The sequence below is a fragment of the Moorena sp. SIOASIH genome, assembly GCF_010671925.1.
GTDB lineage: Bacteria > Cyanobacteriota > Cyanobacteriia > Cyanobacteriales > Coleofasciculaceae > Moorena.
This window is the reverse complement of record NZ_JAAHIH010000005.1, coordinates 1048358-1060881: the sequence shown is the minus strand read 5'-3', so window position 1 is coordinate 1060881 and position 12524 is coordinate 1048358. Positions and strand designations below refer to the sequence as shown.

14 protein-coding genes and 2 pseudogenes are annotated in these 12524 nt (G+C 44.9%); 10 read left to right on the top strand and 6 right to left on the bottom strand.

The window, feature by feature from the left end:
• The first annotated feature begins 584 nt into the window (after positions 1 to 584).
• The 5 genes from F6J90_RS31960 to F6J90_RS31940 all read left to right on the top strand — a co-directional run bounded on the left by F6J90_RS31960 (position 585) and on the right by F6J90_RS31940 (position 4113).
• Positions 585 to 755 (top strand): hypothetical protein, encoded by a 171-nt coding sequence (locus F6J90_RS31960; protein WP_168166507.1) that lies wholly within the window; start codon positions 585 to 587, stop codon positions 753 to 755.
• Positions 756 to 1471: 716 nt separating this feature from the next.
• Positions 1472 to 1780 (top strand): hypothetical protein, encoded by a 309-nt coding sequence (locus F6J90_RS31955; RefSeq protein ID WP_293103307.1) that lies wholly within the window; start codon positions 1472 to 1474, stop codon positions 1778 to 1780.
• 74 nt (positions 1781 to 1854) lie between these two features.
• A complete protein-coding gene (locus F6J90_RS31950) occupies positions 1855 to 2337 on the top strand; it encodes a heavy metal-responsive transcriptional regulator (protein WP_293103138.1) in 483 nt (160 codons plus the stop codon).
• Positions 2334 to 3401 carry a WD40 repeat domain-containing protein gene (locus tag F6J90_RS31945; RefSeq protein ID WP_293103136.1) on the top strand — a complete coding sequence of 356 codons (1068 nt, stop codon included), beginning with the start codon at positions 2334 to 2336 and terminating at the stop codon, positions 3399 to 3401. Before F6J90_RS31950 ends, F6J90_RS31945 begins: the two co-directional genes overlap by 4 nt.
• Before the next feature lie 295 nt (positions 3402 to 3696).
• On the top strand, positions 3697 to 4113 hold the full coding sequence (locus tag F6J90_RS31940; RefSeq protein ID WP_293103133.1) for a ribonuclease HI family protein: 417 nt from the start codon (positions 3697 to 3699) through the stop codon (positions 4111 to 4113).
• On the opposite strand, the gene F6J90_RS31935 is transcribed toward F6J90_RS31940, so the two are convergent.
• From F6J90_RS31935 to F6J90_RS31925, 3 genes are all read right to left on the bottom strand, one after another.
• Complete coding sequence (locus F6J90_RS31935; protein ID WP_293103130.1) at positions 4110 to 4298, bottom strand: hypothetical protein; 189 nt, start codon at positions 4296 to 4298, stop codon at positions 4110 to 4112. The two genes, F6J90_RS31940 and F6J90_RS31935, sit on opposite strands and share 4 nt — an antisense overlap.
• 36 nt (positions 4299 to 4334) lie before the next feature.
• Complete coding sequence (locus F6J90_RS31930; RefSeq protein ID WP_293103127.1) at positions 4335 to 4598, bottom strand: hypothetical protein; 264 nt, start codon at positions 4596 to 4598, stop codon at positions 4335 to 4337.
• Between the two features lie 89 nt (positions 4599 to 4687).
• A complete protein-coding gene (locus F6J90_RS31925) occupies positions 4688 to 4858 on the bottom strand; it encodes a hypothetical protein (protein ID WP_293103125.1) in 171 nt (56 codons plus the stop codon).
• 356 nt (positions 4859 to 5214) lie between these two features.
• Between F6J90_RS31925 and F6J90_RS31920 the strand changes: the two genes are divergently transcribed.
• From F6J90_RS31920 to F6J90_RS31905, 4 genes are all read left to right on the top strand, one after another.
• Complete coding sequence (locus F6J90_RS31920; protein ID WP_366513929.1) at positions 5215 to 6711, top strand: DUF1800 domain-containing protein; 1497 nt, start codon at positions 5215 to 5217, stop codon at positions 6709 to 6711.
• Positions 6712 to 7117: 406 nt separating this feature from the next.
• The gene (locus F6J90_RS31915) at positions 7118 to 7264 is read left to right on the top strand and encodes a hypothetical protein (protein WP_293103119.1); all 147 of its coding nucleotides are present in this window, start codon (positions 7118 to 7120) and stop codon (positions 7262 to 7264) included.
• A gap of 9 nt (positions 7265 to 7273) precedes the next feature.
• Positions 7274 to 8503, top strand: a complete 1230-nt coding sequence (locus F6J90_RS31910; RefSeq protein WP_293103116.1) for a DUF1501 domain-containing protein — start codon at positions 7274 to 7276, stop codon at positions 8501 to 8503.
• A 598-nt stretch (positions 8504 to 9101) separates the two neighbouring features.
• The gene (locus F6J90_RS31905; RefSeq protein ID WP_293103113.1) at positions 9102 to 9722 is read left to right on the top strand and encodes a class I SAM-dependent methyltransferase; all 621 of its coding nucleotides are present in this window, start codon (positions 9102 to 9104) and stop codon (positions 9720 to 9722) included.
• Between the two features lie 126 nt (positions 9723 to 9848).
• On the opposite strand, the pseudogene F6J90_RS43860 reads toward F6J90_RS31905, so the two are convergent.
• Positions 9849 to 10010: pseudogene (locus F6J90_RS43860) on the bottom strand (WD40 repeat domain-containing protein); the annotation flags it as partial.
• 27 nt (positions 10011 to 10037) lie between these two features.
• Entirely contained in the window at positions 10038 to 10400 is a 363-nt protein-coding gene (locus tag F6J90_RS31900; RefSeq protein WP_293103110.1) for a hypothetical protein, read from the bottom strand.
• Here F6J90_RS31900 and F6J90_RS31895 point away from each other — a divergent pair.
• A pseudogene (locus F6J90_RS31895) lies at positions 10385 to 10486 on the top strand (IS5/IS1182 family transposase); the annotation flags it as partial. The gene F6J90_RS31900 and the pseudogene F6J90_RS31895 sit on opposite strands and share 16 nt — an antisense overlap.
• 343 nt (positions 10487 to 10829) lie before the next feature.
• On the opposite strand, the gene F6J90_RS31890 reads toward F6J90_RS31895, so the two are convergent.
• Positions 10830 to 11978, bottom strand: coding sequence for a glycosyltransferase family 4 protein (locus F6J90_RS31890; RefSeq protein WP_293103107.1), 1149 nt, complete (start codon positions 11976 to 11978; stop codon positions 10830 to 10832).
• Positions 11979 to 12524: the final 546 nt, after the last annotated feature.

Sequence of the window (12524 nt, the reverse complement as noted above, 5' to 3'; positions counted from 1 at the left end):
AGTCGGCTATGCATAAAAGAGGTGCGACCCGTGGCGAATTTAATTACGGGTCAAGCGCACCTTTGGTTAAAACTTTTTGATTAAGGCGACCCTATCTATCGGTTTCGTCTCTAGGATGGATAGCGAGACGACAACTTTTGATGACAAATCATCACGGTTCATGTTAGAATAAAGATGGTTGCTGACCCGCCTGACTGACTAAAAGGCTAGCTTACAAATGGTCTAATATCCTATCAGTTTTTAGGCCATTAGGTGTACAAAGTACTAGCAGAGCTCAGGGAAGAGACTTGCCCCGGCTGGTTAGCCATAGTGCTGTAATTCCAAGGTGAGTCTGTCGAGTAAACTATACGTCTGCGGAAGGCGGATGTCTGCCTGTGGACGCTGAGTAAGACCGTATTGCAGCTTGCTGTTTGAGGCATCGGCGGATGAAACGGGAAACCCGAAAGACGAATAAGACCGTCCCTGATTGAGTTGAGAATGCGAGCAATCCCATGGCCGTAGGCCACGCTACGCGAACGCATTCTCAGCGAAGCAGGCTAGGGTACTTCACGTAACTCTACTATAGCTTGGCAACTTTTATCACTATGACGCAACCCCAACCCTCTAAAGTCCCTCAACTCCAGTCACCTAAGTTTGGGTTTAATGATTACGCAGAACGCTTGAATGGTAGAGCTGCCATGATTGGTTTTATTTTGACTCTGGCAATTGAATACTTTACTGGTCAAGACTTATTAACCTGGTTAGGCTTACAGTAAAACTAGTCCCAGAGTAGGTCAGTGGGAGAGTAGGTCAGTAGGAGAGTCGCTTAAGCTACTGGCCTACTCCTGTAAGCGCTTTCAAGAATAAACGCTGCCATGGTTTCAAGGATTGGCGAAATTGATCTTAAATTTCCCGGTTGCTCTGGGGATATCGAAGAATTATATATATCTCTCTCAATAACAGTGAAGTCCTCCAACTAAGTTAGTGCTCTAGTTGGGCACTTCTGACCAAAATAATGGGTCTCAAGCCTTGCCCTTTTAGGGCGGCTTTTCCAGAATTTATTAGAAAAAGGTGTATAATATATTAAGTGTGTAGCCTAGCACAGGTAGGATTCGTCGGTACTACCTCAATTAATAACGACGTAAAGCGATGCTAGTACACGAGGCGCGAAAAACCTCGCTATACGCATGGATCTTAACAGATACCGAAAACCAGTAAAGTAGCAAATTCAAAATATATAACGTACCGTGGGGCACACGGGAACGGGGAAATGCCCAACGCTTAGGGAGATAAGCCCACTGGGATTAGTTAAATTAGGCTCGATACTTGGTTATGCATGAACGGGTATTTGGCTTAAATATTGCCTTTGCTGGATAGCTAATTTTAAGGCGTGTCGTAGAACTAAGAATCCCCGTCCTTCAAGGGCGGGGAGTGTCAACTATTCTGTTACAAAAGAAGTAAATCTGTGAAATAGAGTAAGTAGTAAGCCGTGATAAATGCTTTATGGCATCGAGTGTTGAAGTCAGCTTACCGTAAAGAGCCAATCTCAGGCTTCATCGTGATTATGGGAGCGGTGGATGCTGTGATTGGTGGTGTCGGCGGACGCTGGTCATTATTCAGTTTTGGACTGATGATGGTAGCAATAGCAGTGGCAGTCCGTTGGTGGCAAAGCCAAAGTCAGCAAACTGAACTGGCTGAGCAACCTGTGGAGCGGTATCTTCCCCCCAGTTCTTCCCGTCCACCATTACCGATGTTGAGTGCTGTCAAGCGTCAACAACCTCGACGTCAACCACCTCGATAGGTTCAGGCTGTTTTAAGATCAAACTGTTCATCCCTAAGGCAATAGGGGAAACAGAGGGGAGAGCATAGTTATCAGTGGTCAGTTACCAATTACCAATTACCAATGACCTTTTGGCCAATTCAGAGGACTGGCTCAAAATTGGTCAGGTAGCTAGTCATAGCGGGTTGCCCGTGAAGACCATTCGCTATTACGAAGAGATTGGTCTGCTTACGCCAGTCACAACCCGCTCCCCTTCCGGCTATCGCCTGTTTACGAGGCAGGTGTTGAATCGACTGGCTTTTATAAAACGTGCCCAATCCCTAGGACTTAGCCTTAGTGAGATTCAAGACATCCTCAAAATCCATGACTTTGGTGAGTTACCTTGTGGAGCAGTTAAGCAGCATCTACTGCTCAAGATTGAGGCAATCACCGAACAAATAGAAGCATTGGAACTACTAAAGTCCGAGTTGTTGGGTATAATTTCCGGTTGGCAAGAACATCCCCCTGACGCGCTGAAAAGTAAGACGATTTGCCCTAACCTTGGCCAAAAGGCCACGCTACGCGAACAACCAGAATGAAAAAAACACCGTTGGCGATTTTGGGAACTGTGATCGGGATCATGGCAGTGGTCACCAGTACCACCTACGCTAGGGAATCAAGACTGGGGCTAATGGTTGGAGCGATGCCGGAAATGGCTTCATCCCAGGCTCAATCTTGGAGAACTCCTCAATTAGTGCGTACCATTGAAGCCCATTCTACTGCTGTGGATACTTTGTCATTTAGTCCTAGTGGGCGAGTGCTACTCAGTGGGGGGAGCAGGAGTGATGCCCATCTGAAATTATGGTGGCTGAAAACCGGTCGTGAAATTGATAGCCTGCGAGTACACCAAACCTCAGTGGCTGACATGGCTTTTAGTGCTGATGGGACAATACTGGCTAGTGTCGGGGAGGATGGTGGGGTCAATTTGTGGCAATGGAATCAGGAAGACTACACAGGAGACTATACCCGTACTTTTCTAGGGCATACTAGCAATTTGCTTTCCCTAGCTATGACCTCAGATAGTAAGGTGTTAGTGACTGGGGGATTGGATGGTATTCGGGTGTGGGACCTCAGAAACCAACGTCCCCTTTACAATCTGGCAGATTTTGATCATCCAACCTATTCCCTAGCAATTCATCCCAAGGCCGAAACCCTGGTCAGTGGACTCAAGGATGGCACAATTAAAATTTGGAATCTGAACACAGGACAACCGCTTTACGTTATTCCCGCTCATCAAGGTATCACTAGTGCTCTTGCCTTTACCCCTAATGGTAGAACCCTAGTAAGCAGTGGTTATGACGGTAAGATTAGGGTCTGGGATACGCAGACTTGGCAGCTTAAGTATACCTTGACCAAACATACTGGAAAGATTCGTGCGATCGCAATTAATCCAGTTAATGGCACAATTCTCGCTAGTGCTAGTCGTGATGGGGTTCGGTTGTGGAATTTGAACACTGGTCAGCAGATTGCTTGGTTGACTGGACATCAAGATTGGGTACAATCCGTTGCCTTTAGTCGGGATGGACGTTTTCTGGCTACTGGGGGATTTGATCGGACGATTAAAATTTGGCAGGTGAATACAACAGAAGTAGCTCGACAGTAAAAAAATACCAATTACAGTAGGGTGGGCAAAGGTAAGCTATCAGCTATCAGCTATCAGCTATCAGTTATCAGCTATCAGTTATCAGCTATTAGCTATCAGTTATCAGCCATCAGCTATCAGTTATCAGCTTATGGGTTACCTCACAGCGTCGAAGCCTGTGCCACGCTATTTGAGGTCAGCTGACCGCTGACCACTGACCGCTGACCGCTGACCGCTGACCGCTGACCGCTGACCGCTGACCGCTAAATGCTTACAACCAAACGGTTTTTGCCCACCTTAAAATCTAAACAATATCATGACAGATAAATCGAATAATCTTGCTATTATTCATTTCGATGGTGTCAGCAAAAGACGCACTAATCAATCCGCCTGTGGTGCTATAATTCAGTACCAAGGTGAAGTTTATCCAGTCTCTCAATACTTAGGATTTACTACCCAGAACCAAGCTGAGTATATGGGACTAATCCTTGGACTACAGAAAATTATAAAGCTTGGAGCAAAACAAGCCAAAATCTATGGGGATTGCGAACTAGTAATTAACCAGCTCCATGGGGATTATATGGTTAAAAACAACAATTTAGTTAGCTTTCACAGCCGAGCCAAAACCCTTCTTGATAAACTGGATTTCTATGAATTAATCTGGATTAACAAAACCCAAAACCTTGAAGCTGACCAGTTAGCTAATGACTGTATTGATTTGCAAAAATCCTAGAAGTAAACGATGGGTGGGGTTTGCAGTAATATCAATAGGAAAGGGAATAGGGAGTAGGGAACAGGGAGTAGGGAGTAGGGAGTAGGCAAAAGGCAAAAGGCAAAAGGCAAGAGGCAATAGGCAAGAGGCAATAGGCAATAGGCAATAGGAATCCCCCCTTTCCCCACACTACCCCCTCTACCCACACTCTTGGCTCTTGCCTTTCCCTGGGAAATGCAATATCAATTGTCTTTTGATTCCTGCTCCTCTTGCAATAGTTGCTCTTTGGAATCTCCCCAGTAGGCAGCGTAAGTCCAAACTTCCTCGTTATCGTTTTCTTTGGTTTCTACTGACCATCGATAAATAGCTGATTTCGGTTCAACCCCAATTTCCAGCAGTTTAGCACCCATATAGTACTCCATTTGGTTTTTGGTCATGTACTTGACCCCAGTAGGCTGATTCTTTTTTACGGTTCGGGACATGAAAGCCTTAGTATGTTTTGCCATTTTGTTTCTGTTTTGGATGTGAATATATAGAATTGCTGATGTCTTGCATCCGTTCCTGACTAATCTCTAGCAAGACTTAGACACAATTCTTAATATTTTAATGCTTGAAGCGAAAAGAGAGTTAGGTAAAGTACCCCACTTCCGGTATCTTCGGGCTGAGCAACGGCTGAACATCTAGTGATGGGATGGGCTTGATCGTTGCCAGACTTTTCTGCTGCTGCACCATGCGTTCGCGAAGCGTGACCTTTGGTCAATCGCATTTGCCTCTCGCTACGCCTAAGGTCGCTGATTCACTGGTCATCTACTGAGAGCTAGTTGTATAGCTCTGTCCACTATCTAGCGAATACCATTAGTATGAAAAAAAGGATGAAGGTCAGCAGTTGCATCCAGACCAGTCTACCAAAGGCACTGCCAAAGGCAATTGTGGCTGATCATCCACTGGCGAGATCCCTCAGTGTTGAGGAACTAATCAAGCCCAATTATGATCACGAGTGAGGTGCACAGGATTTTTTTCTACTCCCCCCTGCCCGTGCGGTGAAACCACTAGTAACAAAACTCTTCCCCCTACTCCCTACTCCCTACTCCCTACTCCCTAAAACCAATGTATCTGGGAAAATTGAACCTTAAGCCTGTCTACTGGCTCTTAGGGCTAATCTTGGCAGTCATCCTCCTCTGGGAACTACCCAAGCCCTGGCACGCAGCCAGTTTATCCACTAACCCGAAAGTATTACATGTCCTCAATCGCGTTAGTTTTGGTCCTCGCCCTGGGGACATCGAACGGGTGAAATCCATGGGGGTTGATGCCTATATTCAGTCCCAGCTTTCCCCAGAATCTATCCCTGAACCGCCACCACTTAGGAAACAACTCAATGATTTAGAAACCCTTGAACTGAATCCAGTGGAGGTATGGAAAGCCTATGCACCACCACAAGGTAAAAAGAAACGGCAGCTGAGTCAGCAACAGCGCAAGCAGGCTCAAAAGCGATCGCAAATACCTAGGCAGCAGGGATTAGAAGCCCGTTTAATCAGAGCGATCGCTAGCCCTAAACAGCTTCAGGAAGTAATGGTAGACTTCTGGTTCAACCACTTCAATGTTTTTGATAGCAAGGGATTGAATCGGATCTGGGTTAGCTCCTTTGAACAAGATGCCATTAGACCCCATGCCCTTGGTCGTTTTCGGGATTTGTTAGGTGCTACAGCTCACCATCCCGCCATGCTCTTCTATTTAGACAACCACCAAAACACTGCACCAGGAAGTCCAGGAGCTCGTGGTCGATACAAAGGGCTTAATGAAAACTATGCTCGGGAACTGATGGAACTCCACACCCTAGGAGTAGATGGTGGCTACACCCAAGAGGATGTAATTACCTTAGCGCGGATCTTGACTGGCTGGACTACTGACCGTGAGGGTAAGCACGGTGACAGTAGGGGATTTTATTTCCAAAGTAAGCGCCATGATTACAGTGATAAGGTTTTGCTGGGTACACCGATTCCAGGTAGTGGCAGCCTAGAAGGAGAGCAAGCCCTAGACCTCCTGGCTCGTCATCCCTCCACCGCCCATTACATTAGCTACAAATTAGCCCAGTACTTTGTAGCTGATCAGCCACCAGCAAAGCTAGTAGACACTCTAGCCCAACGCTTTTTGAAGACCGATGGGGATATTCGTAAGGTTCTCAAAACCCTATTTCAAAGCCCTGAATTTTGGGACACTCAGTATTACAACAGTAAATTTAAATCCCCCTATCACTACATCATCTCAGCAGTGCGAGCTACAGGGAGTAAAAAGCCCAAATGGAAAACCCTCTCTGGTATTATCCGTCAGCTAGGAATGCCCATCTACGGCTGCCCAACTCCCAATGGTTACAAAAACACTGAGAAGGCTTGGCTCAGTCCAGATGGGATGATTCGCCGGGTCAGCTTTGCCACTGCATTAGCCAATGGTAATTTCGAGCAGCGTCAACCTAAAGAAAAGCGTAAACCTGTAGATGCTGTCCAACTCAGAAAAACCCTAGCCAATCATTTTTCTGACCAAACCAAAGAAGTCATCGAGACTAGTCCAGCTAAGCTAAGGGCCGCCTTGATTTTGGGGAGTCCAGAAATGATGTATCGGTAATATCTTAGGGAACAGGGAATAGGGAACAGGGAATAGGGAATAGGGAGTAGGGAGTAGGGAGTAGGGAGTAGGCAAAAGGCAAAAGGCAAAAGGCAAAAGGCAAAAGGCAAAAGAAACAATATAGCGGTTTTTAGTCTAATCAGGTACACAAAATTTTTTACCTTTTTACTGTTCACTGCTCACTGCTCACTGCTCCCTAAAACTTGTACCTTACTAGCTACAAAACCGCTATACACCTCATAAGTCTGAGAAACGCTATCCTTTTTGAAGGATGACTGATAAATTATGACTGATAAATTATGATTTGTTAGTTGTAAATTGCAATTAAAAAAATTTAATTTTAAATCAATTTTTAATTCAAAATTTGCGATTGTTATCAAATAAATTTATAGCGGTTTTCATAGCTATGATAACCACAGTATTTTTCCCCTATTACCTGCTCACTGCTCCCTGCTCCCTGCTCCCTGCTCCCTGCTCCCTGCTCCCTGCTCCCTGTTCCCTGCTCCCTGCTCCCTGTTCCCAGATCCGCTGTTCCCTGTTCCCTATGCTATAAAAAAAAACAATGAAAAGACGCAAATTATTACAACAAGCTAGCCTTATAACTGCTGGGGGAATTATCTCTATGGGAAGTTGGGTAGCTAGAGGATTAGCAAATACAGCAAATACTAATCACCGTAAGCGACTGATTGTTATTTTCCTGCGGGGTGGGGTAGATGGACTGAATGTAGTTGTGCCATACCAAGACGCTGATTACTACCAAGCGCGACCGAGAATTGCGATTCCTCGCACCGGGGAAAAAGGGGGAGTCTTGGATTTAGATGGTTACTTTGGCTTACATCCAGCTCTAGCTGATCTGATGCCTCTTTGGAAACAGAAAAGTTTAGCCTTTGTTCACGCCAGTGGTTCACCAGACTCTACTCGCTCCCATTTCGATGCTCAGGATTACATGGAAAGTGGCACCCCAGGCATTAAGAGTACAGATGATGGCTGGATGAATCGACTATTAGGGACGATTCCCAAGGAAATACCAACTCAAGCGGTGAATATGGGCACAACAACGCCACGGATTCTATCCGGTCAGATGCCAGTGGCTAATTTACCGATGGGGAGAAATTATAATCACAAGCTGCCTGTAGACCGTCCCCAAATTGATGCGGCCTTTGATCAGCTCTATCGTGGTAATGATGCTATTAATCGGGCTTATCAGGAAGGAAGTGAGGCACGGAAGATACTGCTGGCTGAGCTAAACGAAGAAATGATGGCAGCTAACCGGGGAGCACCACCTTCCTCTAAATTTGTTGGTGATAGCCGAAAATTAGCCAAGCTGATGGTGGGGGATGCTAAGACCCAAATGGCATTTTTGGCCTTAGGTGACTGGGATACTCATGTTAACCAGGGAGGTAGTCAAGGACAGCTCGCTCGAAAACTTAAGCCTCTGGGGCTTGGCTTGGCTACTCTAGTCAAAGCCTTAGAACCGATTTATGCCGATACTGTGATTGTGGTGATGTCAGAATTTGGTCGTACCCTGGCAGAGAATGGTAACAAGGGTACTGACCATGGACACGGGAATGTGATCTGGGTCTTGGGTGGAGGAGTTCGCGGTGGTAAGGTCTATGGAGAGTGGCCCGGTTTGGCTGAGTCCCAGTTGTATGAAAAACGGGACTTAGCAGTAACTACCGATTTTCGTGACGTGCTGATGCCTGTGCTAAGGGAACATATGGAGATTGGAGACTCCAATTTAGCCCAAATCTTTCCTGGTTTTAGGTCTAATCAGAGTCTCGGGCTTTTGTAGGGAAACAGAGGTGTCCGGGGAAGGGAGTGCGATCGCTTTCGGCTTTGCCGAAAGCGATCGCACTCAACAAGCAAGTTCTTAAAAGCGATAATTAACAAGGTATTCACTATCTATTCAGAATTGGAAAAGCTAACCGGTATTCCTGAAACAATGCTTTGGACTTTGCACAATCGAGCCAACGAAGCAATGCGGTCAGACGGGGTGATACAGGATCCCAAGGCCGTTGAAATTTACCAAAAAATTTGGGTTTAAAGCCCCGTCCTTATAGGACGGCTTTTTTTGAAATTAAGACTTGACGGTTTTCTCGCATCGTGTTAAGATTAAAACCTGACGAAAAAAACAATTAATGTTCTAGATAAACATGATATTAAAATAAGTAGATGATGTAAAAAATAAGCTAATATATCAGCTTGTTGCATAGTCAAATTCTTAGATTTTGATATCTACGAAAACATAATATCAACAAAAAGTTTATCTAACTTGTTAACTAGATTAGGTACGGTGGGGCACACCGAAACCTGGGTCATAGACCAAATACGCTTGGGGAGAGGAGACCTCTATTTTTCCTGGCTCCGGCCTGGTTGAACAAGTCATCTCGTTGAATCAAGAATCCCCGTCCTTCCAGGGCGGGGAGTGTCAAGAGGCGATTGAATACGATTACGAACGATCCTTTGGAAAGGCGGATCCAGTGCACGCACTGCGTTCGATCGCTTTTGACTCAGAAATTATAGCGTTTATGAAAAAGCACCCAAGTGGCGTGGTGGTAAACCTTGGGGAAGGGCTTGAAACCCAGCGTTTCCGTTTGGCGGATCTTCAAACGACCTGGTACACAATAGATTTACCTGAGTCGATCCGCCCTCGTGAGCACTTTATATCGCCGGGTGACAGGTGGAAGCACATTACTTGTTCCGCCCTGGATTATGCTTGGATGGACCAAATCCCGACCGACCGACCTGTGTGTATAACAGCTCAGGGTTTGTTCATGTATTTTCAGGAGTCGGAAGTTCGGGATCTTCTCAAAACCCTTGCAGAGCGGCATCCAATTTTGACGATTATATTCGACGTTATTCCGAACTGGGTTGCCCAAAAGACACTATCACCCGACGGCTGGAAAAAGGTAAGCATTCAGCTATCAGCTATCAGCTATCAGCATTCAGCTATCAGCTATCAGCTATCAGCTTATGCGCTATCGGCACGCTACTTTACGAAAAGCTTTTGAATACAATAAGCTGACCACTAACGGCTGACGGCTGACAGCTGACGGCTGAATGCTTACGGAAAAAGACTCGGGATTATGTGACGCCGGTAATGCCTTGGGGAATCAACCGGAAAGAGATTCCATCCTTTATCGAGAAAAGTATGGGACGAGACTTTGATGTGACCAATATAGGTTACCCTCAACGCTCCAGAGTCTGACAGTAAAGTCTTTGCTGGCGGTAGCTAAAATTTTGCCATCGAGACTAAAGCTCATACTTGTAATCCCTCTCTTATGACCTCGCAAGATTTGGAGTTCCTGACCTTCCCGACTCCAGAGCTAAACAGTTCCATCTAAACTACCAGTGGCAATTGTCTGACCATCAGGACTGAAGCTAACGCTGCTGATTGTGGCACCAAAGCTTTGGAGAGTTAGCTTTTCCTGACCTTGAAGATTCCAGAGTATGAAAGCTCCATCTAGACTGGCAGTGGCAATTGTCTGACCATCAGGGCTGAAACTGATACTTGTAACATCAGCTTTATGCCCCTTAAAGATTTGCCCAATTGGGTTGCCTTGTGTGTCCCACAATCTTACTATTCCGTTGCGACTACCACTGACAATCACTTTACTGTAAGAATTTTGCTCATGGGGTGCAACAAGTCTGTGGAGAGCAAGTGCGGGGGTCGGTGATTGAGCGAACATCTTTGGAATTTGAAACATTACCAAAACGATGGATCCTCGAACGAACATTTGGCTGGCTGAATCGATTTCGGCGTTTGAGCAAAGAGGCTCTCCTAGGGTGGCTATGATAAATTAGTATAAAATAATAGCCATAGCCCTTACTAAGTAAGGTTTTGAGTAAACTAAAAATGCAATTTTAATAAAAATATATTTTTAGTTTATTGAATCCTTTGCTATTTAAGGAGTTAAGCTAATTTAAACTACTCATTTACTATAATCAGTCTAGGAGAGCCAGCAAAGATTATGAATTGTAAACCACCAAAGCGTGAACGGATGATTTACGGGGAGCTGATTCGTTTAATGACTCGCCGACTGGCTTGTTAAGGTTTTGTTTACAAATCAGCTCTTACTAGACGATCCTTCTCCCCTGATCTTGTGTCTTATGCAAGATTAGGATAGGCAGCAGTCTGAAATAATCCGGAAAATGTCTGAAGCAACCCGCTCCCAACCATAATACTTTTCACCCAGATGGCGTCCGTATCGACCCATTTGTTCAGCTAACTCTCTATTGGACAGTAAATAGTTAATTGCTCCTGCAAAGGCATCGGGATTCTCATAGTCACTTATCAAGAGACCGTTCATATCTGGGATGACTACTTCTGGGTTTCCTCCTCGCATTGTGGTAACCATACAAAGACCTGTTGCCATTGCTTCATAATGAACTCGTGCTAAAGGTTCTTGCCATTGAGATGCACAAACAAAGATGTCACCCATGAGGAAGTACTTCTGGACATTGGCAGGTGGAATAAAGCCAGTAAAGTAAATTGATTCTTCATAGGTTTTTCCTTGTTCTTTCAGTTGACGAACATATTTATTTTCCTCGTTATGGCCGTACCATTTGCTACCCACCATAAGAAGAAATGTTGATGGGTGTTGTTCTAGAATTTGGGGTAGGGCAGAAATCAGGATATGGGGTCCTTTCTTAATACTTAATCGACCTACATAGACAACGATGTTGCGATCGGTCAATCTGTGAGAACTTAGCAATTTTTGGCGACGTCTAGATCCTTCCGGTGACCATCGGGACTGAAACTTCTCTAAGTCAACGCCTGCATATACGGGATGAAGTTTATGTCGGTATTCAGGGAAGAGATCGGCAATTCCATCAGCAATAAATTTGCTGACTGTTATGACTCCTCTAACCTTCTCTAGACAACTCTGAGCAACCTCAGGTTTAATCTTGTCCTCATGAAACATTTCATTGTGCATGCTCAGGAGAAACTGACTACTAGGGCTAGCAGCAGCAATAGAGGGTAAGTATTTAGGGCGATTGTAAAGAATGACTAAATCGAATCGTTCCTCAGCTACAAATTTAGCAGCTGCTTGGTAGTAAGCCTCAATATCACCTGTCGGGAAGCGCTGGTAGCTGACTCCATTCAGCACATGTTGATTGGGCAAATCTGAATCAGTGACAGAAAAAACACTAACGTCATGAAACTTGCTTAGATAAGGTAGTATTCCGTCAATATAAGTCTGGATTGCACCTCCTCGAATACATGGAACAGGAAGCTTCTCAGTGCAGATTAAGAGGATCCTCACTACTTTGACCTCATAACTTCTCAAATTTGATTACTTTTCTCTGACGACATGATTACTCAGCTATTTGCTGTCCTTAATTTAGGGGCATTGCAAGCCTGGTTTTCAGTTCGCTTAGAGTGGTAGCTTGGTTAGACGTTGGACACAACGAGTTCTTCACCAAACTTAGTGGTGACTGCTGATAGCGGGACGCAATCTGCAACCTGATTTTGGGTTTTGTCGAACATCCAAACCTTGATATCAATCGATGCTTACTAATCCATATACAGTGTGTTTAATTTTTTTGACACGCTAAATATGGATTTTATTGCCTTGATTCTCAATGTTATTGTGCCCCCAATGATTTTATAGTTATTGTGCCCTCAATGATTTTATATGAAATCTAAGAATTCAGGTGAGGGGGGTTGAAAAAATCTTGAAATCCTTTACAGCAAAGGCATCAGCGAAAAACCAAAACCCGAAAAACTAGCTCCCCCCCCAACTCAAGCCACTGACAACGGAGAAGTTGGTGGTCATGATACTAGAGCAACAAAAGCTGATCGACCAACT